At 71.6% G+C, this 25553-nt stretch carries 23 protein-coding genes; 1 reads left to right on the top strand and 22 read right to left on the bottom strand.

Going from position 1 to position 25553, the window contains the following annotated elements:
* Window positions 1-26: 26 nt before the first annotated feature.
* From EIY87_RS35655 to EIY87_RS35695, 9 genes are all read right to left on the bottom strand, one after another.
* Window positions 27-827: an enoyl-CoA hydratase/isomerase family protein gene (locus tag EIY87_RS35655; protein WP_125314359.1), complete on the bottom strand. Its 801-nt coding sequence runs from the start codon at window positions 825-827 to the stop codon at window positions 27-29.
* Window positions 827-1612 (bottom strand): cyclase family protein, encoded by a 786-nt coding sequence (locus EIY87_RS35660; RefSeq protein ID WP_125314360.1) that lies wholly within the window; start codon window positions 1610-1612, stop codon window positions 827-829. Before EIY87_RS35660 ends, EIY87_RS35655 begins: the two co-directional genes overlap by 1 nt.
* A 79-nt stretch (window positions 1613-1691) precedes the next feature.
* Entirely contained in the window at window positions 1692-2669 is a 978-nt protein-coding gene (locus tag EIY87_RS35665; protein ID WP_263855652.1) for a LacI family DNA-binding transcriptional regulator, read from the bottom strand.
* Between the two features lie 117 nt (window positions 2670-2786).
* Complete coding sequence (locus EIY87_RS35670) at window positions 2787-3212, bottom strand: VOC family protein (RefSeq protein WP_225440247.1); 426 nt, start codon at window positions 3210-3212, stop codon at window positions 2787-2789.
* Window positions 3213-3290: 78 nt separating this feature from the next.
* Window positions 3291-4118, bottom strand: coding sequence for a helix-turn-helix transcriptional regulator (locus EIY87_RS35675; protein WP_225440248.1), 828 nt, complete (start codon window positions 4116-4118; stop codon window positions 3291-3293).
* 197 nt (window positions 4119-4315) lie between these two features.
* A complete protein-coding gene (locus EIY87_RS35680; protein ID WP_263855653.1) occupies window positions 4316-5257 on the bottom strand; it encodes an amidohydrolase family protein in 942 nt (313 codons plus the stop codon).
* Between the two features lie 47 nt (window positions 5258-5304).
* Complete coding sequence (locus EIY87_RS35685; protein WP_125314363.1) at window positions 5305-6183, bottom strand: aldo/keto reductase; 879 nt, start codon at window positions 6181-6183, stop codon at window positions 5305-5307.
* 74 nt (window positions 6184-6257) lie between these two features.
* On the bottom strand, window positions 6258-7184 hold the full coding sequence (locus tag EIY87_RS35690) for a ketopantoate reductase family protein (protein ID WP_125314364.1): 927 nt from the start codon (window positions 7182-7184) through the stop codon (window positions 6258-6260).
* Window positions 7174-8121, bottom strand: a complete 948-nt coding sequence (locus tag EIY87_RS35695; RefSeq protein WP_225440250.1) for an NADP-dependent oxidoreductase — start codon at window positions 8119-8121, stop codon at window positions 7174-7176. The genes EIY87_RS35690 and EIY87_RS35695 overlap by 11 nt, the downstream gene beginning before the upstream one ends.
* A 445-nt stretch (window positions 8122-8566) precedes the next feature.
* On the opposite strand from EIY87_RS35695, the gene EIY87_RS47860 reads away from it, so the two are divergent.
* Window positions 8567-8734: a hypothetical protein gene (locus EIY87_RS47860; RefSeq protein ID WP_158641426.1), complete on the top strand. Its 168-nt coding sequence runs from the start codon at window positions 8567-8569 to the stop codon at window positions 8732-8734.
* A gap of 153 nt (window positions 8735-8887) precedes the next feature.
* On the opposite strand, the gene EIY87_RS35700 is transcribed toward EIY87_RS47860, so the two are convergent.
* From EIY87_RS35700 to EIY87_RS35760, 13 genes are read right to left on the bottom strand one after another with little or no spacing between them, the layout of a single operon-like run.
* Window positions 8888-9733, bottom strand: coding sequence for an FAS1-like dehydratase domain-containing protein (locus EIY87_RS35700; RefSeq protein WP_125314365.1), 846 nt, complete (start codon window positions 9731-9733; stop codon window positions 8888-8890).
* The gene (locus EIY87_RS35705; protein ID WP_125314366.1) at window positions 9730-10884 is read right to left on the bottom strand and encodes an acyl-CoA dehydrogenase family protein; all 1155 of its coding nucleotides are present in this window, start codon (window positions 10882-10884) and stop codon (window positions 9730-9732) included. Before EIY87_RS35705 ends, EIY87_RS35700 begins: the two co-directional genes overlap by 4 nt.
* On the bottom strand, window positions 10881-11681 hold the full coding sequence (locus EIY87_RS35710) for an HpcH/HpaI aldolase/citrate lyase family protein (protein WP_404800128.1): 801 nt from the start codon (window positions 11679-11681) through the stop codon (window positions 10881-10883). The genes EIY87_RS35705 and EIY87_RS35710 overlap by 4 nt, the downstream gene beginning before the upstream one ends.
* Complete coding sequence (locus tag EIY87_RS35715; protein ID WP_125314367.1) at window positions 11678-12859, bottom strand: acyl-CoA dehydrogenase family protein; 1182 nt, start codon at window positions 12857-12859, stop codon at window positions 11678-11680. Before EIY87_RS35715 ends, EIY87_RS35710 begins: the two co-directional genes overlap by 4 nt.
* A 44-nt stretch (window positions 12860-12903) precedes the next feature.
* Window positions 12904-13773: a TIGR03621 family F420-dependent LLM class oxidoreductase gene (locus EIY87_RS35720; RefSeq protein ID WP_125314368.1), complete on the bottom strand. Its 870-nt coding sequence runs from the start codon at window positions 13771-13773 to the stop codon at window positions 12904-12906.
* Window positions 13754-15376: a PQQ-binding-like beta-propeller repeat protein gene (locus tag EIY87_RS35725; protein WP_125314369.1), complete on the bottom strand. Its 1623-nt coding sequence runs from the start codon at window positions 15374-15376 to the stop codon at window positions 13754-13756. Before EIY87_RS35725 ends, EIY87_RS35720 begins: the two co-directional genes overlap by 20 nt.
* A gap of 30 nt (window positions 15377-15406) precedes the next feature.
* Entirely contained in the window at window positions 15407-16885 is a 1479-nt protein-coding gene (locus EIY87_RS35730) for an aldehyde dehydrogenase (protein ID WP_125314370.1), read from the bottom strand.
* On the bottom strand, window positions 16882-18114 hold the full coding sequence (locus tag EIY87_RS35735) for a CoA transferase (RefSeq protein ID WP_125314371.1): 1233 nt from the start codon (window positions 18112-18114) through the stop codon (window positions 16882-16884). Before EIY87_RS35735 ends, EIY87_RS35730 begins: the two co-directional genes overlap by 4 nt.
* Complete coding sequence (locus EIY87_RS35740) at window positions 18111-18521, bottom strand: Zn-ribbon domain-containing OB-fold protein (protein ID WP_225440251.1); 411 nt, start codon at window positions 18519-18521, stop codon at window positions 18111-18113. Before EIY87_RS35740 ends, EIY87_RS35735 begins: the two co-directional genes overlap by 4 nt.
* Window positions 18518-19651 (bottom strand): thiolase family protein, encoded by a 1134-nt coding sequence (locus EIY87_RS35745; protein WP_125314373.1) that lies wholly within the window; start codon window positions 19649-19651, stop codon window positions 18518-18520. Before EIY87_RS35745 ends, EIY87_RS35740 begins: the two co-directional genes overlap by 4 nt.
* On the bottom strand, window positions 19651-20667 hold the full coding sequence (locus EIY87_RS35750; RefSeq protein ID WP_125314374.1) for an alcohol dehydrogenase catalytic domain-containing protein: 1017 nt from the start codon (window positions 20665-20667) through the stop codon (window positions 19651-19653). Before EIY87_RS35750 ends, EIY87_RS35745 begins: the two co-directional genes overlap by 1 nt.
* Window positions 20649-22043, bottom strand: a complete 1395-nt coding sequence (locus tag EIY87_RS35755) for an FAD-binding oxidoreductase (protein ID WP_225440252.1) — start codon at window positions 22041-22043, stop codon at window positions 20649-20651. The genes EIY87_RS35750 and EIY87_RS35755 overlap by 19 nt, the downstream gene beginning before the upstream one ends.
* Complete coding sequence (locus EIY87_RS35760) at window positions 22037-25549, bottom strand: indolepyruvate ferredoxin oxidoreductase family protein (protein WP_125314375.1); 3513 nt, start codon at window positions 25547-25549, stop codon at window positions 22037-22039. Before EIY87_RS35760 ends, EIY87_RS35755 begins: the two co-directional genes overlap by 7 nt.
* Window positions 25550-25553 lie beyond the last annotated feature (4 nt).

Consider the following 25553-nt stretch of genomic DNA (forward strand, 5'->3'; position numbering starts at 1 on the left):
TCGAGTTCGACCGAACAGGTGGGTCGTCAGCTGGTCTTCATCCGGGCGAGGCCTTCCAGGGCCAGCCCGTACCCGAGCAGGCCGTGCAGCCGCTGCCGCAGTTCCTCGGTCAGCACGGTGCGGCTGTAGCGGCGCACCAGACGGGGCTGCTGCAGCAGCAGCCTGGCCAGCTCACGAGCCCTTGGCAGGAGTTCGTCGCGGGTGAGAACTTCGTTGACCAGGCCGATGTCCCGGGCCTCCGCGGCCCCGATCCGCTGCCCGGTGAAGAGGAAGTAGCGGCCGCGGGTCGGTCCCATCAGCAGCGGCATCACGATGTGCATGCCGTCGCCGGGCACCATGCCCCCGGGGAAGTGGGCGGTGTCCTGGAAGTAGGTGTCCTCCGAGGCGAGCACGACGTCGGACACGAGCGGGATTTCCGCGTGCCGCACCGCGGGCCCGTTGATCGCCGCGATGACCGGCGCCTCGATGGAGAGGAGGTTCGGCAGCAGTTGCTTGCCTTCCCATTGGATCGGGTCGTAGCTCTCCGGGGTCATCGTGCGGCGGTTGGGGTGCTTTCCCGGTTCGATCGCCGGGCCGCTGAAGGCGTCGCCGGTCCCGGTCAGGATCACCACGTCGTTCTCGCGGTCGCGACCGATTTCGAGGAAGGCGTCTTCGAACTCGGCGTGCGCCTGCAGGCTCCACTGCAGCGGGCCGTCGTCGGTGTGGAAGCGCACCTCGAGGATCCCGTCGGTGCGGTCCATCCGGATGTTCTTGTACCGGTCCTTGTACGCCGGGAAGTTCGAGGGCGCGCGGTCCACTTGCGACATCGCGGTGGCGTGGTCGGCCATCAGGCGGCTCCGTTCTCGTCGAGGATGGCGACGGCGCGGGTCCAGCCCGCCGACGCGGCGTGGATCTTGAAGGGGAAGCAGACGACGGTGAACCCGTGCGGGGGCAGTTCTTCCAGGTGCCGGAGCTTCTCGATCTGGCAGTACCCGGTGCGCCGGCCGGCTTTGTGGCCTTCCCAGATGATCGAAGCGTCCTTGTCCCGGGCGTAGCGTTCGGCGACGTAGCTGAACGGGGCGTCCCAGCTCCACGCGTCGGTGCCGACCACCCGTACCCCGCGGTCGCACAGCCACAGCGTGGCTTCCCGGCCGACGCCGCACCCGCTGGCGGCGTACTCCGGGGTGCCGAACCGTGCGGCGGCCGAGGTGTTGACCACGACGATATCGAGCGGCTGCAGGTCGTGCCCGATCCGCTTCAGCTCGGCCTCGACGTCCGCCGCCGTGACCACGTAGCCGTCGTCGAAGTGGCGGAAGTCGAGTTTGACCCCGGGCCGCATGAACCAGTCGAGCGGCATCTCGTCGATGGTCAACGGCTTGCTGCCGTCCTCCATCAAGGACGAGTAGTGCCAGGGCGCGTCCACGTGGGTTCCGTTGTGTGTGGACAGCCGGACCGTTTCGAGGGCGAAGGCCTCGGCGTTGGGCAGGTCCTCGGGCTGTAGTCCTTCGTACCGTTTCTGCAGCACGGCCAGTGTGTCCTGGTGCGACGTGTAGTCGATCTGGAACTCGTACCCCGGTGGGTCGGACGGTACGCCGTTTTCCAGCGACATCGAGATGTCGACTATTCGTGTCATCGGTGCGGATCCCTCACAGAAAGGCTGCGGACGTCTCGTCAAGCTACGAGCACGCACCCGGAGGGTCAAACGTTTGATATCAAACCCGCGCGGTCGAGCTCCGCGGGATCAGACGCGGCGCGTCGGGAACGACGACCCGGCGTGGCGCACCACCATCCACCAGCGACAAAGCGAGGTCCACGGCCTCCGCGCCGAGCTTGGCCGCGGGCAGCATCACCGTCGTGAGCCGGGGCACGAGGTAATCCGCGAGGCCGTCGTCGTGAATGGACACGACCGACATCCGGTCCGGCACCGCCAGACCCCGCTCGTGGAAAGCCGAGAGCATGCCGACCGCCATCGGGAACGTCGCCGCGACCACGGCCGACGGCGGCTCCCCCGCGTCGAGCAGCCGAAGGGCACCCTGAAAGCCGGCGCCATGATCCCGGCCGTCCACTTCGGTCACCACCGGCTCCACCCCGGCCTTGGTGCACTCTTCGACGAAGCCGTGGCGCCGCCGGACCATCGTGTCGAGCGTGCGCGGGCCGAACACCCCGCCGATGCGCCGGTGTCCCAGCTCGGCCAGGTGCCGCACAGCGACGGCCGCGGCATCGGAGTCACGCAGCACCACGCTCGCCGCGACCCCGCGGACCTGGCGGTTGACCAGTACGAGGGACTCGGGGATGCGGCGCACCAGCTGCCGCAGCGCCTGGTCTTCGATCCGCCCGGACGCGACCAGCAGCGCGTCGACGCGGCCGCGCATGACCATCTCCGTGATCACCTCGTGCGGGTCACCGGCCGCGTGAGTGCCGATCACCAGACCGTAATCCCGCTGGTCCGCACGTTCTTCCACACCATGCGCGATCGCGGAGTACACCGGGCTGGAGAACCCCGGCAGCAGCAGCCCGAGCGCCATCGTGCGGGAGCTGCGCAGACCGCGGGCCGCCTCGTTCGCCCGGTAGCCGAGCTCCTTCGCCGCCGTGCGGATCCGCTCACGGGTCTCCGATGAGGCGAACCCGCTCGGGTCGTTGCGCAGCACCCGCGACACCAGGCTCGGGTGGACGCCGGCCCGACCGGCCACGTCCGCGAGGGTGGCCCTGCGCTGCCGCCCAGCTCCACCCATTGCTCGCTCCGCACGTCGACTCGACGACCACCCTAACCGCCGGCCCACGGTCCAGCACCGCGGCCGGGCCTGTGCTCAAGCCGAGGGCGGGTAGCTGAGAACGTTGATCAGAACGCCATCAGGGTCACGGATCATCGTCGAACGCAATCCGTCGGCGGACAACGTCCGCACCTTCCAGTCGAACGTGACGTTGCACGATTCCAGGTATTCCGTGATGCCTTCGAGGTCATCGGTGCGAAACACGATGGCTTTGACGCCACTGGTTTTGAGGTGAGGTCCCGGCACGATGTCCGCGTCGGGATTCCGGCGGGCGCCGTCCTGCAGGAGCAGTTCGATCCTCGCGCCATCCCGGTGGATCACGACGAGCTCCGCGTTCACCGCAGTGCTGAAAGTTCTGTAGAGAACCTTGAAACCCAACACTCGCTCGTACCACTCGAGCGAGCGATCCAGGTCGGTGACGGACACTGCGACATTGTCGAAATCCAGGTTGGCGTGCGCCATTGTTCCCATCTCCTTTGACGGTCGCCGGTGAGCTGGAAAAGGTTATCGAGGGTGACGCGGATCGCCTAACGTTTGATATCAAGATTCGGTCGGCGCCGGAGCCGCCAAGCGCGCCAACAGCCCGATACGCGCCGCACTCTCGCTGCCAGGCTTCGCCATGTACGTCGACATCGTCTGACCTGGAGCGCTGGTGATGGCCATCGATTCGTGACTCAGCCGGAGCTCCCCGACGTCGGGATGATGAAAGATCTTCGTGTCACGTGCTCTCGGTTGAATCTCGTAACGCGACCACAGCCGCGAAAAGGCGGAACTCCGCTGGGTCATCTCGCCGACCAGGTGGACGACCCGCGGATCTCGCGGGAACGATGCCGACGACGACCGCAGGTTCTTCACGGCGACTTCGGTGGCCCAGCTCCAGTCGTCGAAGAACTGACGCGCGAACGGGTCCAGGAAGATCATCCGGATCAGGTTGTCGAACCGCTCGAACCCGGAATAGAGGGCGACAGCGAGGCGGTTGGCGGCCAGTACGTCCTGGCTGGGTCCGATGATCAGAGCCGGAACCTCGCTCAGCCGATCCAGCAGCTGGACGAGATCGGGTTCGACCCGCTCGGGCGACGGCCCCTGGGACAGACCGGAGATCCCGAGCTGGAACAGGTGTTCCCGGGCCAAGTCGTCCAGCTGCAGCGCACCGGCCAGAGCAGCCAGGACCTTCGGTGAAGGCGTACGCTCCCGCCCTTGCTCCAGATGCGTGTAGTAATCCGTGCTCACGCCGGCGAGCACGGCGACCTCCTCCCGGCGCAGGCCGGGAACCCGCCGGGACTTGTCCGGGGGAAATCCCGCCGCGGCCGACGACGCGAGGTTCCGCCGAGCACGCAAGAACTCGCCGAGCTCTCCTCTCCCATCCACCGGCACGATGCTAAGTGATCTGCCACCCCCGAGCATGTCGACCGCACACTTTTCCCGCCTCGGCGGCGGCCACTGGCTCGTTCGCTCGTCGCCGGTTCGCCCGGCGCCACTGCATCGGCTCTCCGCGCCCATCGGACACGAGGCTGATGTCACCCGGCGAGCGGCGCCCGGCCTACCGCCGGAACCCACGCGATCTCTCACCGACACCGCGCCTCGGTTGCCGTGGCAATCCTGGCAGCGGCCGTGGGAAAGAGACCGAACGCGTTCCGCCCGATCGCTCGAATCTGTTCCCCGGTCAAGCCGTCGTACCTCAGGATTTCGCGCAGGTTGGTGTTCATGGTGGCGTCGGTCGTGCACGGCACCCCGCAGTCGGACCCGTACACGAGGTGATCGGGAGAGGTCATCGCCAGACCGCCCGCCAGGCCGTTCGGCGCTGTCCCTGCGGTGTCGAGGTACAGCCGACGCAGATGCTCCTGGATCTCTGTATGGGTGATTCCGTGCGGGTTCGGGACCCAGCGCTCGGTTCCGAGCAGCTGCAGGCGGCCGGCGATCGAGGGCAGCGCTCCGCCGCAGTGGGCGACGATGAACCTGATCTCCGGGTAGCGCCGGAACACGCCGCTGTAGAGCATGTCGGCGAACGTGCGAGCGGTCTGGAATGCGACTTCGAAGACAGCGTCGGGGCGCCCCATCGTGGCACGGTAGGCGTCGGGGTGGGCGGAGACGACGGCCTTGCGGCGGTTGAGCTCCGCCCACACCGGCTCGAGGAGGGGGTCGCTGAGGTACGTTCCCTTGTAGAAGGACGTCACAGCGAATCCGTCTGCTCCCAGCTGATCCGCACGGCCGACTTCGGCCAGGCACGCCGACGGATCGTCGGTGGGCAGGGCGGCCAGGAGCCCGAACCGGTCCGGGTGGTCCGCCACGACCGAGGCACCGAAGTCGTTCGAGTCACGCAGGGCCTCGAGCTCCATGGGGATGTTGCTGAGCAGTTGCATCCGGATGCCGGTCCGGTCCATGTAGGCCAAGGTGGACTCGGCATCCCACCGTGGTGGTTCGTCGACCTGCCAGTACGCCTCGCGCAGCCGCTCCACCTGCTGCGCCGCCATCTCGGCGGTGCGCGGTGGGCTGAAGTGCGCGTGCACGTCGATCCACCCGTCGACCAAGGCGCCGGGTGTGCGCGCCGAGCCGCTCACTCCGCGACGGCCCGGGTCAGCGCCTCGACGTCGGCGTCCGACAGGTCGACGTCCGCGGCGGCGACGTTGTCCTCCAGGTGCTCGACGGACGAGGTGCCCGGAATGGGCAGAATGGCCGGAGAACGGCGCAGGAGCCAGGCGAGCGCGAGCTGTGACGGGCTCGCTCCGTGCTCCTCCGCGATGGCGGCGAGCGGGCCACCGCTCTTGACGAGCTTTCCGGTGGCCAGGGGGAACCACGGGATGAACGCCAGCCCGTTCCGCTCGGCGTACTCGAGGACGGGCTCGGCACTGCGGTCGGCGAGGTTGTAGAGGTTCTGCACGGACACGATTTGCGCGGTTTTGGCTGCCTCCTCAAGCTGGTCCGCGGTCACCTCGGACATCCCGATGTGCCGGATCACGCCCTCTTCCTGCAGGAGCTTGAGCTCTCCGATCTGGTCGGCGAGCGGCACCTGCGGATCGACGCGGTGGAGCTGGAACAGGTCGATGCACTCGACGCCGAGGTGGCGAAGGCTCAGGAGTGCCTGCTGGCGCAGGTACTCGGGGCGCCCCACCGGCCGCCAGTCGTGGGGACCCGAACGGGTGAGCCCGGCCTTGGTGGCGATGACGATGTCGTCGGAGTAAGGATGCAGGGCCTCGCGGAGCAGGGGCTCGGCGACGACGGGGCCGTAGGAGTCCGCGGTGTCGAAGAACGTGACCCCGAGCTCGGCTGCGTGGCGGAGGACGCGGATGGCCGCATCGCGGTCGGCGGGCTCGCCCCAGATGCCGGGACCGGTGAGCTGCATGGTCCCGTACCCGAGGCGTGTCACCGGCAGGTCGCCGCCGAGTTCGAACGTCCCGGACGCGGCGGCGTTCGGCACGGTGGTGTTGCCAGTCATGTAAGTACCTTTCGGACGAACTGAAGATGTTGGTGCGCTGAAGGGATCAGGACGAACAGTCCGGCCCGGTGTCGTCAGGGAGCCGGCCGGGCCGCGTCGTGGACACGCAGGCGCACGAGCGCCGCGTCCAGCAAGCCGGGAGCGGAGTCCCGGCGGCGGGCGACGAGGTCGCCGAGGATGTGCTCGGCCTCGGTGCGCCGGCCGGCCCGCAGGTCGGCCAGCAGGGACGGAACGAGCGTCGAGCCCGGCTCGGTGATGGTGCGCCGGGAGCCGGCCAGCGCCGCCTCCTGCTGAGGATGACCGTTTTCCGCGGCGATCGCCGCGGCCTCGGCCAGCATCCGGGCGCCGATCCAGGCCCCGCCCGCGTCGACGAGCTCGCCGACCGTGCCGCCGACCATGCCGGTCGCCCCGGCCGCCGCGGCGATGAAGACCCACTTCGCCCACATCTCGGCGACCACGTCCGGCGCGCGCCGCACCGTGAATCCCGGGCTGGTCAGGATCTGCTCGATCGTCTCCACGGGGAGCCGCAGGGCCCCGCGCGCGCCGAAGGTCAGCCGGGCGGGGTTGCCGTCGTGCCGGATCGTGCCGCCGCCGGCGCGGTGCACCGACACGAAGCACGAGCCACCCAGCACCGCCTCGGCCCCGAAGCGCTCATCGAGTACGTCGAGTTGGCGCATGCCGTTGAGCAATGGGAGCACGACGGCACCCGCGCGCACTACGGGCTCGATGTCCGTGACCGCCGCCTCGAGGTCGGGCGCCTTGCAGGCCAGCAGAATCAGGTCGAACGGCCCGGCTCGTTCGAGCTCTGCCGCGGTGACGGTGTGCGGTCGTGCCAGCCGGACAGGCACCGTCGTGCTTTCGACGGACAGCCCGTCGTCGAGAACGGCCTGCCGCGCCGGACGGACCAGGAAGGTCACGTCCCGCCCGCCGGCCGCGAGCTGGGCGCCGAAGAAAGCGCCGATGGCGCCGGCCCCGACGACGAGGACGCGCTCACCGGACACGAAGGACGATCTTTCCGCGGGTGCGTCCGGAGTCGATGAGGCGGTGCGCCTGCGCGACGTCGTCGAGGTCGAGCACGTGGGAGACGACCGGCCGCAGCTCGCCTGCGTCGACGAGCGCGGCGATCTCGGAAAGCCTCGGGCCGTTGGAGTCGAGCACGAAGGTGTGCACCGAGATGCCCAGCTCGGCGGCCTTTTCCTCGTTCGGGGCGCCCGCGATCGTGACCAGCGCACCGCCCGATGCCACCACGTTGTACGAGCGTTCGAGCGTCTCACCGCCGACGGCGTCGAGCACCACATCGGCGAACCGGCCGCGGGCCGCGAAGTCCTCACCGCGGTGGTCGATCACCTCGTCGGCACCGAGTGAGCGGGCCAGCTCGACGCCGTCCCCCGACGCCGTCGCCACCACCTTGGCGCCGCGGTGACGGGCGAGCTGGATCGCCATCGTCCCCACCCCGCCGGCCCCGGCGTGCACCAGCACCGTCTTACCCGCCTCGAGACCGCCGAGATCGAACAGCGCCTTCCACGCGGTCAGCGTGACCAGCGGAACCGCGGCCGCAGACTCCAACGACAGCGTGCGCGGGACCGCGGCGATCTCACCGGCGTCGACCGCGAGATACTGAGCGTAACTGCCGTCACGGGCCAGTGACGGCCGGCCGTACACGACATCACCGACTGCCCACCGCGTGGTTCCCGACCCGACTGCTACGACCGTACCTGCGAAGTCCCAGCCCAAAATCCACGGCATCGGTCGGTCAGAGACCGCGAACAGTCCTCGTCGGACAAGTGAGTCGACCGGGTTGACGGCCGCTGCGTGCACGCGGACGAGGACGTCACCGGGGCCTGGCTGCGGGATCGGTACGTTCTCCACTGTCAGCACCGACTCGTCGCCGAACCGATGGATCCGAACGGCCTTCATACCGTCGCCGGACATCGCCATGCTCCTTCTACTGAGAATGCTTTCGATATCGACGTTAGGTTCAAGTTCAGCTCACTGGGTAGGTGCACTACACCCACCTTGATGGGCTCACACCGGCGCGCAGGTGGCGCACCACCGTTATCGGCACGCTCGCGGAGTCGAAGTGAAGTAGAAGGATGAGGGACGAGACCGACCAGGCCGACGGCCGCGCAGTCGAGCTGCGGTGCGGGCGTACGTCCCGCTGACATCGCGGGCAGGCGCCGCGTGGTCGAGGAGGCTACCGGGCGAACAGGCCGGAGACCCGGTGCGGTTATGCCGCCGCTGATGCCGTGGGCTGTCTCGAGCCGACCGGGCGGGTCGTTCGGCCGGCGCACCCGGACAGGACGCGGGACGAAGCCTGGGCAAGGGGGGCGTCGATGGTCCCAGCGTCGCCGATGCGAGCCGAATCGAGTGGTTCGTCGCCGACATGCCCGCTCTTCTGAGGACGGCGACGACAACGCTCCGCGACGCCTGGCTGTCCCAGGTGCGAACGGGACTGCGGGTGTCCTTCGGCGTGTACAACACCGGCGACGACGTCGACCGCTTCACCGACATCCTCGAACGCGGCCTGCGGACCCTGCGACCCGCCGGGTGATCCGGTCACTGCGACGCTGAGCCCGGAGCAAGCGACAACCGGGTCTACGGCCCGGCGCAAGCCGGCGCGTTCGACAACGTGGCGGTGCCGACCACGTCGACGTAGCCGGCGGCGCCGTCGGGCACTCGCACTCTCTCGTTGTCGCTTCGTCTCTTATCCGGACGCGAAGGTCGCGGTGCCGGTGATCGCGGTGGCGCCGCCCTCGACCATGCCCGACAACGCGAGCTTCCCGCCGTCGCGGCGTCCGTGGGTCAGCACGGTCGCGCCGGCGAACACCGGGCTGAACAAGCGGTATCCGAACGACGTCACCGGCCGGTCACCGTGCCGGCGCGGGATCTCCAGCAACAGCAACGCCAGCAGCGGGCCGTGCACGACCAGCCCGGGATACCCCTCGACCTCGGTCGCGTACGGCCGGTCGTAGTGGATGCGGTGGGTGTTGTAGGTCAGCGCGCTGAACCGGAACAGCAACTGCGGCCCGGTCGGCGTGCTGATCTTCCACTCGTGCGGCGGCTCGGCGGCCGCTTCCGGTTCGGCGAGCCGCCGCCGTTGCCCGGCGGGCTGGGACCGGTAGACGACGTCCTGGTGCTCGGTGAGCAGGAGTTCGCCGCCGCGCCGGTATTCGTGGCGGACGGTCACGAACGCCAGCTGCCCGCTGCGGCCCTCCTTCACGGTGACGCCGGCCAGTTCACTCCGGCGGTCGATCTGGTCACCAATGCGGATCGGCGCGCGGACCTCGAGGCGGCCACCGGCGATCATCCGGCGCCGGTCCGGGATCGGCGGGAAGAAGTGCCCCTCCGCCGGGTGGCCGTCCTCGCCGAGAGCGGCCTGCGGGGTCGGCTCGAGGAAGTGGAACCAGTGCCACAACGGCGGCAACGGCCCGGCCGGCACGGGCCGGTCGAGCAGCGCCGAAAGCGCCGTGGCCGGCCACGCACCGATCACCTCCGACGCCTCAACAGGCTCAGGCCACCACCCGCTGACCACGTCGTGCAAGTTCGTCATGGTAATCCTCCGCGAGCGATGAGCTGCTTGACGATGACGTTTTGCTGGATCTCGTTCGTGCCCTCCCCGACGATCATCAGGGGCGCGTCCCGGAAGTACCGCTCGACGTCGAACTCCGTCGAATAGCCGTAGCCGCCGTGGACGCGGATCGCGGCGAGCGCGACCTCCATCGCCGTCTCCGAGCAGAACAACTTCGCCATCCCGGCTTCCAGGTCGGCGCGCTCACCCGCGTCGTACCGGCGTGCGGCGTGCAGCAGCAGCTGGCGGGCGGCGGTCAACTTGGTCGCCATCGTCGCGAGGTGGTTGCCGACCGACTGGTGCTGCCAGATCGGCTTGCCGAACGACTCGCGTTCCTGGGCGTACTTCAGGGCGTCGTCGAACGCGGCCCGCGCGACGCCGGTGGCGCGGGCGGCGACCTGGATGCGGCCGATCTCCAGCCCCCGCATCATCTGCGCGAACCCCTTCCCCTCGGTCTCGCCGAGCAGCGCGTCCGCCGGCACGCGGCAGTCGTCGAAGGTGATCTCGCAGCTCTCGACGCCCTTGTAGCCGAGCTTCGGCAGGTCCTTGGAGACGGTGAACCCGGGAACCTTCTCGACCAGCAGGATGCTGATGCCCTTGTGCGCGGGCTGGGCGTCCGGATCGGTCTTGCACAGCAGGGCGACCAGGCCGGACCGGCGGGCGTTGCTGATCCACGTCTTGGTGCCGTCGACGACGTACCCGCCGCCGACCTTGCGCGCGGTCGTGCGCAGGGCCTGCAGGTCGGAGCCGCCACCCGGTTCGGTCAGCGCCATGGTCGCGCGCAGCTCGCCGGTCGCCATGCGCGGCAGGTAGCGCTGCTTCTGCTGCTCGGTGCCGAAGGTGAGGATCAGCTTCGCCACGACGGTGTGCCCGCCCATGGCACCGGCGAGGCTCATCCAGCCGCGCGCCAGTTCCTCGGTCACCAGCGCGTAGCACTCGGTGGAGACCCGCAGATCGCTGTAGGGTTCGGGGATGGCCAGCCCGTAGACGCCGAGCCGCTTCATCTGCTCGATCAGCTCTTCGGGGTAGGTGTTCGCGTGTTCGAGCTCGCGCACGACCGGCCGGACGTCGCGGTCGACGAAGTCGCGGACGGTGTCCACGATGGCCTGCTCGACGTCGTCCAGCCGGTTCATCGGATTTCTCCCCGAGCGTGGGCTTCGAGCAATCGCCGGGCCCGGTCGACGACGGGTTTGTCAACCAACTGCCCGTCGATCGCCGCTGCAGACAACCCCGCCGTCTTGACGATCCGCCGTGCCCAAGCCAGCTCGCTCGTGGTCGGGGCGAACGCGGTGCGCACGGGTTCCACCTGCCGGGGGTGGACGCAGAGCTTCCCACCGAACCCGAGCCGGCGAGCGCGTCGCGCGTCCTCACCGGCGCGAGCCAGGTCGTCGAGCCGGGTGGTGACGCCGTCGATCGGAGCGGGCAGCCCGGCGGCCGCCGAGGCGAGGACCAGCCGGGAGCGGGCGGGATCCATGGCCGCCCGGTCGTCGTGGGCGACACCGAGCTGGGCGGCGAGGTCGACGCTGCCGAAGGCGAGCCGCGCGACGCCGGGCGCGGCCGCGAAAGCGCGGGCATTCTCGACGCCGAGGGCCGTCTCCACCAGCGCGATCACCGGGAGCCCGGTCAGCTCGGCGAGCACCGCGGGCTGTTCGGTTTTCGGCAGCATCACCGGTGCCTGCGCGGCGCGGACGAGTTCGGCGTCCGCCTCGAACCACTTCGTGCCCGCGGCGTTGATCCGCACGACACCCCTCCCGCCCGCGGCCAGCCAGCCTCGGGCGTCCTCGCGCGCTGCGTCTTTGTCGCCGGGGGCGACGGCATCCTCGAGGTCGAGGACGACGACGTCCGCGCCACTGGCGGCGGCCTTGCCGAACCGGTCCCGGCGGTCTCCGGGCACGAACAGGAACGTGCTCGCGGAGTCGAGAGCGATCACCGGCCCGCCCTCCCGAGGAGCGCGTCGGAGACGATCCGCTTCTGGATCTCCGAAGTGCCCTCGAAGATGCGCGTCAGCCGCGCGTCCCGCCAGTACCGCTCGACCGGATAGTCCGTGGTGTAGCCCGCACCACCGTGGATCTGCAGGGCTTCGCTGGTCGCCCGCTCGGCCATGTCGGAGGCGAACAGCTTGACCATCGACGCCCGGACCGGGTCGGACCGGCCGGCGTCGACGTCCGCGCAAACCTGGTACATGAGCGCGCGGGCCGCCTCGATCTCCGTGGCCATGTCGGCGATCTTGAACCGGATCGCCTGGTGGGCCCCGATCGGGCGGCCGAACTGCACCCGCTCGGCGGCGTAGCGGATCGAGTCCTCCAGCCCGCCCCGGGCCAGGCCGATCGCGCGAGCCGCGGTGTGGACGCGGGCGGTGTCCAGATCACCCATCGCGATGCGGAAGCCGTCACCCGGCTCGCCGACCACCTCGTCGGCCCACGCGTCGTCGAACGACAGTTCCCAGGTTTTCCAGCCGTGATAGCCGATCTTGCGCACCGGGGTGCCCCGCACGCCCTCAGGCAGTGTCCCGCGTTCCTTGTGCATCAGGAAGCAGGTGATCCCGCGCGCCCGGTGGGCCGGGTCGAGCGGCTCGGTGCGGGCGAAGACCTGGAGGTAGTCCGCGCCGTCGGCGAAGGTGCACCACATCTTCTGCCCGGTGATGCGCCAGCCGGTCCCGTCGCGGCGGGCCCGGGTGGTGAGCGCGGCGACGTCCGACCCGGCGTCCGGTTCGGAAAGGGCGAACGCCGAGAGGAACTCGCCACGCGCCATGCGCGGCAGGTATCGCTGCCGCTGCTCGACGCCGAAGCCCGCGGTGAACTGCTGCCCGCGGGCGACCAGGCTCGCGACACTCATCCAACCGCGCGCCAGCTCCTCGACCACGATCGCGTACTCCGACAGTCCCAGCCCGAGCCCGCCGTATTCCTCGGGGATGAGGATGCCGAAGAAGCCCAGGTCGGCCATCTTCGCGCGCAGCTCCATGGGGATTTCGCCGCCCACCGGGTCCAGTTCGTTCGCGACGGGCAGCACCTCGCGGGCCACGAAGTCGCGAGCCATGGCCTGGATCGCCAGCCGCTCCTCGGTGAGGAACGGGCTGCCGGGCGGGACGGAAGTCGCCGTGTCGGCCATTTCTCTTCTCCTGTCGCTGGTTGTCGTTCCGGCGAGCGGCGCAGTCAGCGCAGCAGGCCGATCACCTCGGCGAAGCTCTCCATCGCGGGCTCCGGCACTGTGAGGTAGGTGAAGCCGAGTTCGGTCCGCAGCCGTTGCACGTCCTCCGCGATCCGGGCCGGTGAGCCGACGAGGAGCGTGGGGACGTCCTCGGGCGCGGCGTCGAACCGGCGGAGCCCGGCGGTGACGTCCCGCCGGGTTCCGCCGAGCGCGACCGCGTGGATCAGGAGGTTGAGCTCCGGGCGATCCACGGCGTGGCTCGCGACGTACCGGACCCGCTCGGCGAGTTCGTCCCGGCCGAGCAAGCGGTGCTTGCCCGGCCGGGAACCAGGTGCGGCACCGCTGAGGGCGACGGTGTCGGCGTGCCGCGCGGCGAAGCCCAGCACCCGGTCGCCGTTGCCCGCGATGGTCAGAGGAACCGACGCACGCGTCGGTCGTGGGGCGTGCGCCGGGTCGTCGAACAGCCGCCGCACCTCGGACACCGTGCGTTCGAGGTGGCCGACCCGCTCCCGCGCGGTCGGCCACGGGATGCCCGCGGCGTCGAACTCGGCTTTGACGTATCCGGCGCCGAGGGCGGCGTCGAGCCGTCCGTCGGTCAGCTGGTCGGTGGACGCGAGGTCTCGGGCCAGCAGCGCCGGGTTGTAGAACCCCGCGTTCAGGACGAAGACGGCCAGCCGCGGCCGGGTCGTGACGGCCGCCGCGGACACGAGCGCGGGAAACGGAGCGGGCATGCCGAGGTGGTCGGCGACGGCGATGACGTCGTAGCCGAGATCCTCGGCCCGGCGGCAGCGGTCCTGCCACTCGGCCCGCCCCACCGGGCTGAGCAGGTTGACCCCGAACCGGAAGGCGGCGGGATCAGGTCCGGCGGAGGGCATGAACGGAGTTCTCCTTGTCGGCGCAGATGTACACGGTGCCGTCCGGCGTGACGGCGACTCCCCCGGACCGCGGGTAGGGCTTGTCGAGGTACCCGGTGGCGAGGCCCTGGGCCAGGACGGTGGGCTGGGTGGCGCCGGGTTCGAGCCGGAGCACCCGCCCGTCCGCGTCGAGCAGGACGACAGCTCCGCCGGGTGCGGTCGCCACGCTCCGCGGCGCACCGAGCCCGGTGGCGGCCACGGTGACCGTCCCGTTCGCGGGGTCGACGCCGAGCAGCCGCCCGCCGGAGGCGTCGGTGACCAGGATCCGGCCGTCGCCGGTGACCGTGAGCCCGGTGGGTGTGCCGAGTCCTTCGGCCAGCGGCCGCGGCGCCCCGGTGCCGTCGGCTCGGACGAGCCGCCCGGCCGCGGGCTCGGCGACGACGAGGCCGCCGTCGTCGAGTTCGACGGCGTCCGCGGGCTGCTGGAACCCGGCGGCCTGGCGGACCGGGTGCCCGGCGCGATCGAGGACCTGGACCGTGCCGATGAGGTCGGAGGCGAACACCAGGTGGTCGCCGTGCACGCTGACGCCGCTGGGGAACTGGATCTCCGTGGCGAGCCTGCGGGCGAGTTCCCGGACCTGCCCGGTGGCCGGGTCGATGAGCCGGACCGCGGTGCTGTCGGCCACGACGACGCCGTCCGGCCCGGTCGCGATGTCCCGCGGGAACGTCAGCGGGCTGCTGGTGACGACCCGCTGCGCGCCCGTGGCCAGGTCGACGTCGACGATGCTGCTGTCGGCCATGTTGCTGACGTAGGCGTGGTCGTCCGGCCCGATGATCATGTTGTCATCGGCTGCGGGCAGCGTCACGACGGTCTGCTTCGCGCCGGTCGCGGGATCGACCCGGATCAGCTCGCCGGTGGCGCCGTCGAGGACGTACAGCCGGTCGTGGGAGTCGAACCGGGCCGAGACCGGCTGGGTGAAACCACCCGCCACGTCCTCGGTGGCCCCGGTCCCCGGATCGACCCGGACCACGGCCTTGCGCTTGCCCACCGGGGCGTAGATCCGGCCGTCGGGCCCGAAGGCGAACGCGTTGGGCTGACCTAGGCCCTTCGCGATGAGACGTTTCGGCGCCACGCCCGCGGGGTCGATCTCCCAGAGCGCGTCCCCGAAGAAGGTCTGCCCGGCGAAGAGCCGCGTCCCGGCCCGGTCGTAGGCGATCGAGTTCACACCTGGCAGGTCCCCGGCGACCGTCCGGACGGTGCCGTCGGCGTCGCGGGCCTTGACCGCCCCGGCGAGCGGATCGGTCCACAGGACGTCGCCCCGCGGTGAGACGACGACGTCGTCCGACCGGCCGTCGGGTGCCTCGACCAGCGGCTTGAAAGCGCCCGTCGCCGGGTCGATTTCGGTGATCGTCTCGGCGGCGAGACTCGCGGCGACGAGCTTGCCGTCCGGCCGCAGGGTGATGCCGTTGAAGCTGTGCAGCGCGGTCCCGGTCACTACCCGCTCGAGCCGGTAGCCGTCGGCGGCCCGCGGACCATCCTCGGCGGGGCTCGCGGTCGAACAGGACGTGGCCAGTACGAGCATCGCGATGATGACGGTGGGTGTCACGCGGCGTCGGGTGAGCACGGTCCGTCCTCTCTGTCGTCGGGGACGGGGTCAGCGGTCCAGCTGGGCGGCGCTGGCGTAGATGCTCTTGAACTCGAGGTAACCGTCGAGCGCCTCCGGGCCGAGTTCGCGGCCGATGCCGCTGGCCTTCATCCCGCCGAACGGCGCGCCGAGGTCCTGCTGGTAGTAGTTGATCCCGATGGTGCCGGTGCGGATCCGGCGGGCGATCGCGAGCCCGCGCTCCTCGTCGGAGGTCCAGACCGAGCCGCCGAGGCCGTACTCGCTGGCGTCGGCGAGCCGGATCGCTTCGTCGTCACCGTCGTAGGGGGTGATGGTGACGACCGGGCCGAAGATCTCCTCCTGGGCGATGCGTTCGGCGTTGTCCACGTCGGCGAACACGGTCGGCCGCACGAACCAGCCGCGGTCCAGCCCGGCGGGCCTGCCCCCACCGGCGACCAGCCGCGCGTCGCTGCGACGGCCGAGCTCGATGTAGCCCAGTACCCGCTCCAGCTGGGCTTCGCTGGCCATCGGGCCGCAGGCGACGGCCGGGTCGAGGGGATCCCCGACGGTCATCCCGTCGGCGAATCCGGCGACCGCGTCGACGATCTCGGCGTAGCGGGACCGCGGGGCGAGGATCCGGGTCTGGGCCGTGCAGGTCTGGCCGTTGTTCGGGAACGACGCCGCCCCGAGTCCCGCCACGAAGGAGTCGAGGTCGACGTCGTCGAGGACGACGGCGGCGGACTTGCCGCCGAGCTCCAGGCTGCAGCGGCGGATCGACCGGCCGCATTCGGCGCCGATGAGCCGGCCCGCCGCGGTGGAGCCGGTGAAGGCGATCTTGTCCACCAAGGGGTGCGAGACGAGCGCGGCGCCCGCGTCGCGGCCGGCGAGCACGATGTTGAGCACGCCCGGCGGCAACCCCGCCTCCGCGGCGGCGTCGCCGAGCACGTAGCCGTCGAGCGCGGTTTCCGGCGACGGCTTGAGCACCACGGTGCAGCCCGCCGCCAGCGCGGGCGCGATCTTCATCACCGCCAGCACCTGCGGGTAGTTCCACGGCGTGATCGCCCCGACGACGCCGACCGGCTCCCGGCGCACGACGGTCGAGCCGGCCGGGCTCGGCCGCACCGATTCCAGCGGGGTCGTCTCGATCAGGTCGGCGTACATCTGCAGCAGCCCGGCGGGAGCGGCGCCGTTGAACGCGGCCGACAGCCCGATCGGCATCCCGTTCTCGCGGCTGACCAAAGTGGACGTCGCGTCGGCCCGCGCGGCGAGTGCCGCGGTGAACCGGCGCAGCACGGCGGCGCGCTCGCTCGCGGTCGTCCGGCCCCACGGGCCCTCGTCGAGTGCGCGGCGGGCGGCCCGCACGGCGGCGTCGATGTCGGCGTCCGTGCCGAGCGCGGCGGTGCCCAGCGGTTCCCCGGTCGCCGCCTCGAGCGCCACGTGGGTGCCGGTGCCGAGCGGCTCGACCCAGCGGCCGTCGATGAAGAAGCGGGTGCGGTCCAAGTCGGTGGTCCGCCCGGTGGTGAGAGTCATCGTTCGCTCCAGGTGTCGGTGTTGTCCAGGGGGCCGATGACCCCCCGCTGGTGCAGCCCGCCGATTTCGGCGGTCGTGAGGTGGAGGATTTCGGCCAGGACCTCGGCGGTCTCGCGGCCGAGCGCGGGCACCCGGCCCACGGGTCCGTGGTCGCCGTCGAGCCGCAACGGCGACCGGGCGGTGATCGCCCCCTCGCCGTCCGGCAGGGCGATGTCGGCCAGCACGGGATGGGCCCCGGCGCGGTGGGCCGCGACGACCTCGGGCATGCCCCGGTAGCGGCCCCACAGCACCCGGGCCGCGTCGAGTTCCTTGCTGACCTGTGCGACGTCGCGCTCGGCGAACCAGGGCCGGATGACCGCGGCGATCGTCTCCCGCAGCCGGTACCGCTCGGCCTCAACGTCCAGGTCCGCCCCGAGCGCTTCGGCCAGTGCGGTGAACACGGCCGTCGTGCCGGTGACCTGCTGCAGTGCGGTCCACTGCCCCGGAGTCAGCGCCACGACCATCACCCGGACGCCGTCGCGGCACTCGACGTCGACCCCGAAACTGCCGTAGACGTGGTTGCCGTGCCGGGGACGTTCGCGGCCGCGGTCCGCGGCCTCCGAGAGCCAGCCCAGGTTCGCTACCCCGGCCAAGGCGACGTCGGCGAGCGCCAACTCCAGGAGCCGGCCCCGGCCGGTGCGGACACGCTCGTGCAGCGCGGCCAGCACGCCTGCCGCGACCGTCATGCCCGCCGCGACGTCCCAGGCGGGGAAGACGTGGTTGACCGGCGCGGCCAAGCCCTCGGGACCGGTGATGGTCGGGACGCCGACCTCGGCGTTGACCGTGTAGTCGACCGCGGGCCGCCCGTCCGGGTATCCCTGCACCCGCAGGTGAATGAGGTCGGCTCGCCGCTCGCGGAGCCGCTCCGGCGTCATCCACCGTCGCCCCACCACGTTGTCGACGAAGATGCCGCGACCCGGTCCCGGCGCGGTGATGAGGGCCAGCACGAGCTCGCGGCCCTCATCGGAACGCAGGTCGACGGCCACCGAACGCTTGCCGGTGTTCAGCGACGCCCAGTAGTAGCTCGCCCCGCTCGGGGCGACCGGCCAGCGGTGCAGATCGCTGCCACCGCCGAGCGGGTCGATCCGGACGACGTCCGCGCCGAGCTGGGCCAGCGTCATCCCGCCCGTGGGACCGGCGACGAAGCTCGCGCACTCGACGACGTGCAGGTCCGCCAGCGGGCCCCTCACCGGTCTGCCCGCCGTGGCCGGAACCGGACCTCCGGGGCACCGCCGGGCCCGAACACGGGCTCGAGGGCGTCGCCGATCCGGAGGGTGTGCGGGTCCGCGTCGACGATGTTGGTGACCAGCCGCGGTCCTTCGGCCAGTTCGACGACGGCCACGGTGTAGGGCGGCTGCGGCGCGGGTGGCGGCAGATAGGCCTTGTGGAAGACGCAGAACGACCAGATCGTGGCCTGGCCGCTCGCCCGTTCCCAGGCGAACGGGCCGGGCGCGTGGCAACTGGGACACGCCGACCGCGGCGGGAACTGGGCCCGGCCGCACGCCGCACACCGGATGATCCGGATCTCGCGCTCGCGCAGGCCGTCCAGGTGGTGCCGCACGCGCTCGGCGCCGGGTTCGCCGTTCACGGTGCTCACAACTCCTTCCCGTAGATCACCGAGGTGACGATCGGGGACGCGCACGCCCACTGGATCAGCGACGCGTCCGGGACCTGCCGCGGTCCGCATTCGCCGCGCAGCTGGCGCACCGCCTCCACGGCCAGTGCCCAGCCCTGCAGGTAGCTTTCCGACAGGTGACCGCCGGAGGTGTTGATCGGCAGTTCGCCGCCGAGCCCGATCCGGCCGCCCTGGATGAACTCGCCCGACTCGCCTGGTGCGCAATAACCCAGTCCCTCCAAGGTGAACAGCACGTTGGGACTGAAGTTGTCGTAGATCATCAGAGCGTCCACATCGGACCGTTCACGGTCCGCCGCCGCCCACGCCCTTGTGTCCACTTCGGATAACGCGCCCGCCCAGAAGTCGTCGGGCGGGAAGTCGGACTCGACGAGCTGGGCGGACTGGGCCGCGCCCAGGACGTAGACCGGCGGCCGGGGGTGGTCGGCGGCGGCCTCGGGGACGGTGAGGATCATCGCGGCTCCGCCGTCGTTGATCAGGCAGTAGTCGAGCAGGTGCAGCGGTTCCACCACGAACCGCGACGAGCGGTAGTCGTCCAGGGAGACGGGCTTGCGCATCACCGCGTTCGGGTTCAGCCGGGCGTGCTCGCGGAAGGTCATCGACACCGTGGCGAGTTGCTCCTCGGTGGTGCCGTACCGCGCGCGGTGGCGCTGCAGCATCATCGCGTAGAACGCGCCCGGCGAGGTCATCCCGTACGGGGCGGCGAGCGACGCCGAGGTGCCGTAGGCCTCGCCCACGCCGCCGCCGTAGGTGGCCCCGGCGGACGCGCCGTCGTTGCCGTAGACCAGCGCGACCGTCCGGCACTGACCGGTCGCCAGCGCGACCAGCGCGGTGTGCACGGCGACCCCGGCCATCCGGCCCTCGGCCGGCAGGTGCGTCACCCAGCGCGGCTGGATGCCGTGGTCGGCGGCGATCGCCTCGTAGCTGCTCACCCTGCTGGTGATCAGCCCGTCGATGTCGCCGGCGGTCAAACCCGCGTCGGCGAGTGCTTCGCGCAGGGCCCAGCCGCCGAGGTCGTCGGCGGTCAGGCCGGGCAGCTTGCCGAACGACGTCGTGCCGACGCCGACGACCGCGGCGCGTGGTGCGCCTGTCATCACGAACCTCCGGTGGCCGGGACCAGGACGGCGCGGCCGGTGATCCGGCGGGCGTCCAGGTCGTGGAAGGCGCGGTCGACGTCATCGAGTGGGTAGCGGGTCACCAGCGGGGTGACCCGGCCGTCGGCGACCATCGCCAGCGCGTCGGTGAAGGTGGACATCAGCGTGGAGCCGGATCCGGTGAGCACCGCGTCCTTCGCGAACACGAACGCGGGGTGCACCCGCAGGGGCTCGGCACCGGTCTGGCCGGTCAGCACGTAGCGGCCGCGGTCGGCCAGCGCCCGGAAGGCCTGCCGGAACACCTCCGGCCGGCCGACGTTGTCGAGGACCACGTCCGCCCCACGGCCGCCGGTGGCGTTGAGGATCGCCTGCCAGGCGGTGTCTCCCGTGGCGACGACTTCGTCGGCACCCAGGTCCCGCAGCCGGGCGGCCTTGCCGGTGTCGCCGGTCAGCGCGACCACGCGGGCGCCGAGGGCGGCCGCGACCTGGACCCCGTGCAGGCCGAGGCCGCCGCCCGCGCCGGTGACCAGCACCGTCTCGCCCGGCCGTAGCCCGGCGCGGGCACGGAGGGCCTGCAGGCCGGTGCCCACCGCGCACGCCACCACCGAGGCGGCGACGAGATCCACCCCCGGCGGCACGGTCAGCAGGGACGTCTCGCGGAGCACGGCGTACTCCGCGTAGCCGCCGTAGGTGAAGGCGCGCTCGGGGCACCGCAGCTCGTCACCGGACGTGCAGGGGACGCAGTGCCCGCAGGTCGCGAACTGCTTCGCCGCGACCCGGTCGCCGGGACCGAACCGGGTCCCGCCGGATTCGACGACGACGCCGGAGATCTCGTGGCCGAGCACAGCGGGCAGGCCGAGCTCGAGCAGCCCGGCGCAGTCTGCTTGGTCGTGCCCGCAGATCCCGCACGCGGCCACCCGCACGAGCACTTCGCCCGGCCCCGGCCGGGGTGGGTCGACCTCGACGAGGTCGAGGACGCAGGGCCCGCCGGTGCGGCTCAGGACCGCGGCGCGCACGCGATCACCTTGCCCGGGTTGAGGATTCCGTGCGGGTCCAGTGCCTGCTTGACCGCGGTGTGCATCGCCAGTACCGGCGCGGGCAGTTCGCGGGTCAGGCCCGCCCGCTTGAGCAGGCCGACCCCGTGCTCGCCGGTCACGGTGCCGCCCAGGGCGAGCGCGGCGTCGAGAACGTCCTCGAAGGCCGCCTCTGCGCGGCGGCGGGTGTCGGTGTCGCCGGCGGGCACGACGAAGGCGGGATGGAGGTTGCCGTCCCCGGCGTGGGCGACCGTCGCGATCCGGACGTCGTGCCGCCGCGCGATCTCCTCGATCCTGGTGAGCATGTCCGGCACAGCGCCGCGCGGGACGCAGACGTCTTCGCTGAGCACCTGGCCGAGCCGTTCGAGAGCCGGGTAGGCGAGCTTGCGCGCGGAGAACAGGGCCTCGGCCTCCTCCTCGTCGGACGAGGCGGCGGCCCAGGTGGCACCTGCTTCGGTGAAGCAGGCCAGCAGCGCCTTCGCTTCCTGTTCCCCCGCGCTGCCGGGAAGATCCGTGCGGCCGAGGAGCAAGGCGTCGGCCTCGGCCGAGAGGCCCATGTTCTTCCACTCGTCGACCGCGGCCAGCGCGTTCCGGTCGATCAGCTCCAACGCCGACGGCGTGAGGCCGGCCGCAGTCACGGCGGCGACCGCGTGGCCCGCCGCGGCCAACGACGGGAAGTACCCCGCGACCGTCCGCTCGGGGTCGCGGGCGGGCCGCAGCCGCAGGGTGATCTCGGTGATCACGCCGAGCGTGCCTTCGGAGCCGGTGAGCAGCCCGGTCAGGTCGTACCCCGCGACGCCTTTGGCGGTCCGCCGCCCGATCCGGACGAGTTCGCCGGTGCCGGTCACCAGTTGCAGGCCGAGGACGTAGTCCCGGGTCACGCCGTACTTCACGCAGCAGAGGCCGCCCGCGTTGGTCGCGACGTTGCCGCCGATGGTCGACCAGGGCGCGCTGGCCGGGTCCGGCGGGTACCACAGCCCGTGTTCGGCGCAGGCCGCGCGCAGGACGTCGTTGACCACGCCCGGCTCGACGACGGCGAGCCGCTCGGCGGCGTCGATCTCCCGGATCGCGGTCAGCTGCTCGGTGCTGAGCAGCACGCAGCCGTCGACGGTGTTCGCGCCGCCGGACAAACCCGTTCCGGCGCCCCGCGGCACGACCGGGACGCGGTGGCGCAGGCAAGCTCGCACGACCAGTTGCACCTCCTCGGCCGTGCGGGGCCGGACCACGCAGACCGGTGGCCCGTCCTCGGCCCACGGTGCCTGGTCGCGCCGGTAGGCCGCCATGACGTCGGGCTCGACGATCACCCGCCCCGGCGGCAGTTGCCCGCGCAGGTCGTCGGCGACAGCCGCGGTCAGCACGGCTCCCCCGCCTTGACCGGTGCGCGAAACCGTTTCAGCGCTTCAGCGAGCGCGGCACGGTAGGCGGCGACGTTGCCGAGCTTGATGTCCTCGTAGCCGCGGACCGCGTCCGGCAGGCTCGCGATTTCCACGGCCAGATCGTGGTTTTCCGGGCGCACCGAGTGTCCCAGCTCGGCCAGCACCGCGCGGTACTCGGCGACCAGGGCCCGCTCGGTGCGCCGCACCGCGGCCCGGCCGAACGGGTCGAACGGCGTCCCGCGCAGCTGCCGGGCGGCCACCAGTGCCGCGAACACGGGCCGGAACCACGGTCCGAGTTCGAGCTTGCGGCGCATCCCCATGGCCCGCAGGACCGGCGGGTGCAGCCGGAAGGCGATCCGGGCGTCCGCGCCGTAGCGGGCGCGGATTTCCCGTTCCTGGCCGGGGTCGAGGGACAACCGGGCCACCTCGTACTCGTCCTTGTAGGCCATCAGCTTGTGCAGGTGGTGGGCGGCCGCTTCCGTGAGTGCGGTGGAGCCGGGTACCGCGGCCGCCTCGGCGCGCCGGAGCCGCTCGATGTCCTCGACGTAGCGTCGGGCGTAGGCGAGGTTCTGGTAGGCGACCAGATCCGGGACACGGATCGCGAGCAGCCGGGCGAGCTCGGAGCCTGCGTCGGCGCGGACCCGCTCGAGTAGCGCCCGCACTCGGGCGGCGGGCTCAGCCGGTGGCTCGGGTTCGCCACGCAGCTCGCGCACGGTGGAGTCGAACGCGGCGCGGTCGGCGACGAACTGCCGGCCCCGACGGAAGGCCTGGATGTTGGTCTCGGCCTTGGTGCCGTTGAGGGTGATCGCCTCTTCGACGGCGGAGGCCGGGATCGGCAGTGCCCCGCGCTGGTAGGCGATGCCGGTGAGGAGCAGGTTCGCGTATTGGTCTTGGCCGAACAGGGTTTCCGACACCGCCCGGGCGTCGAGCGCCTGCACGGTCCGCGGGTCGGTCGCCGAGCCGATCCGGTCGAGCAGCTCGGTCACGTCCGGGAACGCGGCCGCGGTGTCGGTGACCATGGCGCCGGTGGGGACCTGCGCGGTGGACACCACCGCCGCGGTCCGGCCCGGCGCGGCCACCGCGAGCTGGCGCGGGTCGGCGGCGACGAGGATGTCCGCGCCGAGGTAGAGGTCGCAGGTTTCGGCCGTGGCCTTGTTGGCCGCGACGTCGCCGATCCGGATGTCCGAGACGACCGCGCCGCCCTTCTGCGCCAGGCCCGTCTGGTCCAGCGCGCGCACCGGCAGCCCCGCGATCGTGGCCGCGGTGCTCAGGATCTGCGAGAGCGTGACCACCCCGGAGCCGCCGACCCCGGTGATCCGGGCGGTGAACCGCTCGGTGCCGAACACCGGTACCGGATCGGCGAAGGCGTCCGCTATCGGAGTGGCCCGGCGGGCGGTGACGGCCCGCTTGCCGGGGAGCACCGTGAGGAAGGACGGGCAGTCCCCGTCCAGGCACGAAAAGTCTTTGTTGCAGGACGACTGGTCGATCCGGGTCTTGCGGCCGAACTCGGTGGCCACCGGCTGGACCGACAGGCAGTTCGACTTCGCCCCGCAGTCCCCGCACCCCTCGCAGACCCGCTCGTTGATCACGATCCGCTGGGGCGGTTCCGGGGCCAGCCCGCGCTTGCGCTTGCGCCGCAGCTCGGTCGCGCACTCCTGGTCGTGGATGAGCAGCGTGACGCCTTCGGTGCGGGCGAGCACCTCCTGCGCTTCGGTGAGCCGGTCCCGGCTCCAGACCTGGACGCCCTTCGCCAGCCCAGCTCGCCGGTAGCGCCGCGGGTCCTCGGTCGTGACGATGATCCGGCGCACGCCTTCGCTGCGCATCGCGTGGGTGATCTGCGGGATCGTCATGACGCCCGCGGGCTGCTGTCCCCCGGTCATCGCGACCGCGGAGTTGTAGAGCAGCTTGTAGGTGATGTTCACCCCGCCCGCGACGGCGGCGCGCACGGCGAGGCTGCCGGAGTGGTGGAACGTGCCGTCACCCAGGTTCTGCAGCAGGTGGTCACGGCTCAGGAACGGCGCCATTCCCACCCACTGCGCGCCTTCGCCGCCCATCTGGGTCACGCCGGTGATCTCGCCGGTGCCGGCGGTGTCCATCATCAGGACCAGGCTGTGGCAGCCGATGCCCGCGCCGACCAGCGAACCTTCGGGGGTCTTCGTCGAGGAGTTGTGCGGGCACCCGGAGCAGAAGTACGGCGTGCGGGTGGCCAGCGGCAGCGTGATGCGCCCGCGCGGTTTCCGGCGCCCTTGCACCCACGCGATCACCGACGGGAAGTCACCGAGCGCCGTCAGCCGGCCGGCCAACGCACCCGCGATGACATCCGGGTCGAGCTCCCCGTCCGCGGGCAGCAGCGCCGAGCCGTCCGGGCCGCGTTTGCCGTGGATCGCGGGGGCGCCGGTACGCCCGTAGAGCAGGTCTTTGAGCGCGGTCTCGACGAACGAGCGCTTCTCCTCGACCACGACGATTTCCCGCAGCCCCTCGGCGAACCGGTGGACGATGCCCGGCTCCAGCGGGTGCACCAGGCCGAGTCGCAGCAGCCGCACGCCGCGGCGGGCCAGCTCGGCGTCGTCCAGGCCGAGCAGCCGAAGCCCCTCGCGCAGGTCGAGGAAAGTCTTGCCGCAGGCGACGATGCCGATCCGGTCATCGGGTCCCGACGCGACAATCCGGTTGAGCGGGTTGGCCGCGGCGTACCGGCGGGCCAGTTCCAGTCGTGCCCCGTCGCGGCTGCGTTCCAGCCTGCCCAGCTCGGGCTGCAGCATGCGCGCGGTGACCTCGTGGGTGAACGGGCGGCCGTCGATCGTGGGGTCCGGGAAGACCGGGACGACGCGCTCGGGGTGCACCTGGGCGGTGCCGGTCCCGTCGGCGACGTTCGTCGCGATCTTGAACCCGACCCACAGGCCGCTGATCCGGGACAACGCGACGGCGTGCAGGCCGAGGTCGAGCACCTCCTGGGGGTCGGCCGGGTAGAGCACCGGCATCCCGAGATCGGCGAGCAGCGGCTCCGAGCAGCCGGGCAAGGTCGAGGACTTCGCCGCCGGGTCGTCCCCGACGAACGCGACCGCGCCGCCCGCCCGGGTGGTGCCCATCAACGTGTTGTGCCGCAACGCGTCCGCCGCCCGGTCGAGCCCGGGCGATTTGCCGTACCAGTAGCCCGTGACGCCGTCGACCCGGCGGTCGGCCGAGCGCGCGGCCAGCTGGGCGCCCTGCACCGCGGTGGCGGCGAGCTCCTCGTTGACCCCGGGCCGGAAGACGACGTCGTGCTCGGCCAGCAGCGCGGCCTGCCTGCCGAGCTCGAGGTCGTACCCGCCGAGCGGCGAGCCCTCGTAGCCGGAGACGAACGCGGCCGTGCGCAGACCGGCGCGCACGTCGGCCCGGCGGGCGTCCAGCGGCAGCCGGGCGAGGGCCTGGACGCCGGTCAGGTGCACCAGCCCGTCGGTGACGCGGTAGCGGTCGTCGAGCGCGCGCGGGGGCGCGGCGGAGTCACTCACGTGG

It is taken from the genome of Amycolatopsis eburnea, assembly GCF_003937945.1.
Classification (GTDB): domain Bacteria; phylum Actinomycetota; class Actinomycetes; order Mycobacteriales; family Pseudonocardiaceae; genus Amycolatopsis; species Amycolatopsis eburnea.

What these genes read in the sequence shown, in the direction of transcription:
- EIY87_RS35715 (WP_125314367.1), bottom strand. Translation starts at nt 12,859, where the DNA reads ATGGCCGACACGGCGACTTCCGTCCCGCCCGGCAGCCCGTTCCTCACC.
- EIY87_RS35660 (WP_125314360.1), bottom strand. Translation starts at nt 1,612, where the DNA reads ATGACACGAATAGTCGACATCTCGATGTCGCTGGAAAACGGCGTACCG.
- EIY87_RS35745 (WP_125314373.1), bottom strand. Translation starts at nt 19,651, where the DNA reads ATGACAGGCGCACCACGCGCCGCGGTCGTCGGCGTCGGCACGACGTCG.
- EIY87_RS35720 (WP_125314368.1), bottom strand. Translation starts at nt 13,773, where the DNA reads ATGCCCTCCGCCGGACCTGATCCCGCCGCCTTCCGGTTCGGGGTCAAC.
- EIY87_RS35655 (WP_125314359.1), bottom strand. Translation starts at nt 827, where the DNA reads ATGGCCGACCACGCCACCGCGATGTCGCAAGTGGACCGCGCGCCCTCG.
- EIY87_RS35685 (WP_125314363.1), bottom strand. Translation starts at nt 6,183, where the DNA reads ATGACTGGCAACACCACCGTGCCGAACGCCGCCGCGTCCGGGACGTTC.
- EIY87_RS47860 (WP_158641426.1), top strand. Translation starts at nt 8,567, where the DNA reads ATGCCCGCTCTTCTGAGGACGGCGACGACAACGCTCCGCGACGCCTGG.
- EIY87_RS35730 (WP_125314370.1), bottom strand. Translation starts at nt 16,885, where the DNA reads ATGACTCTCACCACCGGGCGGACCACCGACTTGGACCGCACCCGCTTC.
- EIY87_RS35695 (WP_225440250.1), bottom strand. Translation starts at nt 8,121, where the DNA reads ATGGCGATGTCCGGCGACGGTATGAAGGCCGTTCGGATCCATCGGTTC.
- EIY87_RS35700 (WP_125314365.1), bottom strand. Translation starts at nt 9,733, where the DNA reads ATGACGAACTTGCACGACGTGGTCAGCGGGTGGTGGCCTGAGCCTGTT.
- EIY87_RS35705 (WP_125314366.1), bottom strand. Translation starts at nt 10,884, where the DNA reads ATGAACCGGCTGGACGACGTCGAGCAGGCCATCGTGGACACCGTCCGC.
- EIY87_RS35670 (WP_225440247.1), bottom strand. Translation starts at nt 3,212, where the DNA reads ATGGCGCACGCCAACCTGGATTTCGACAATGTCGCAGTGTCCGTCACC.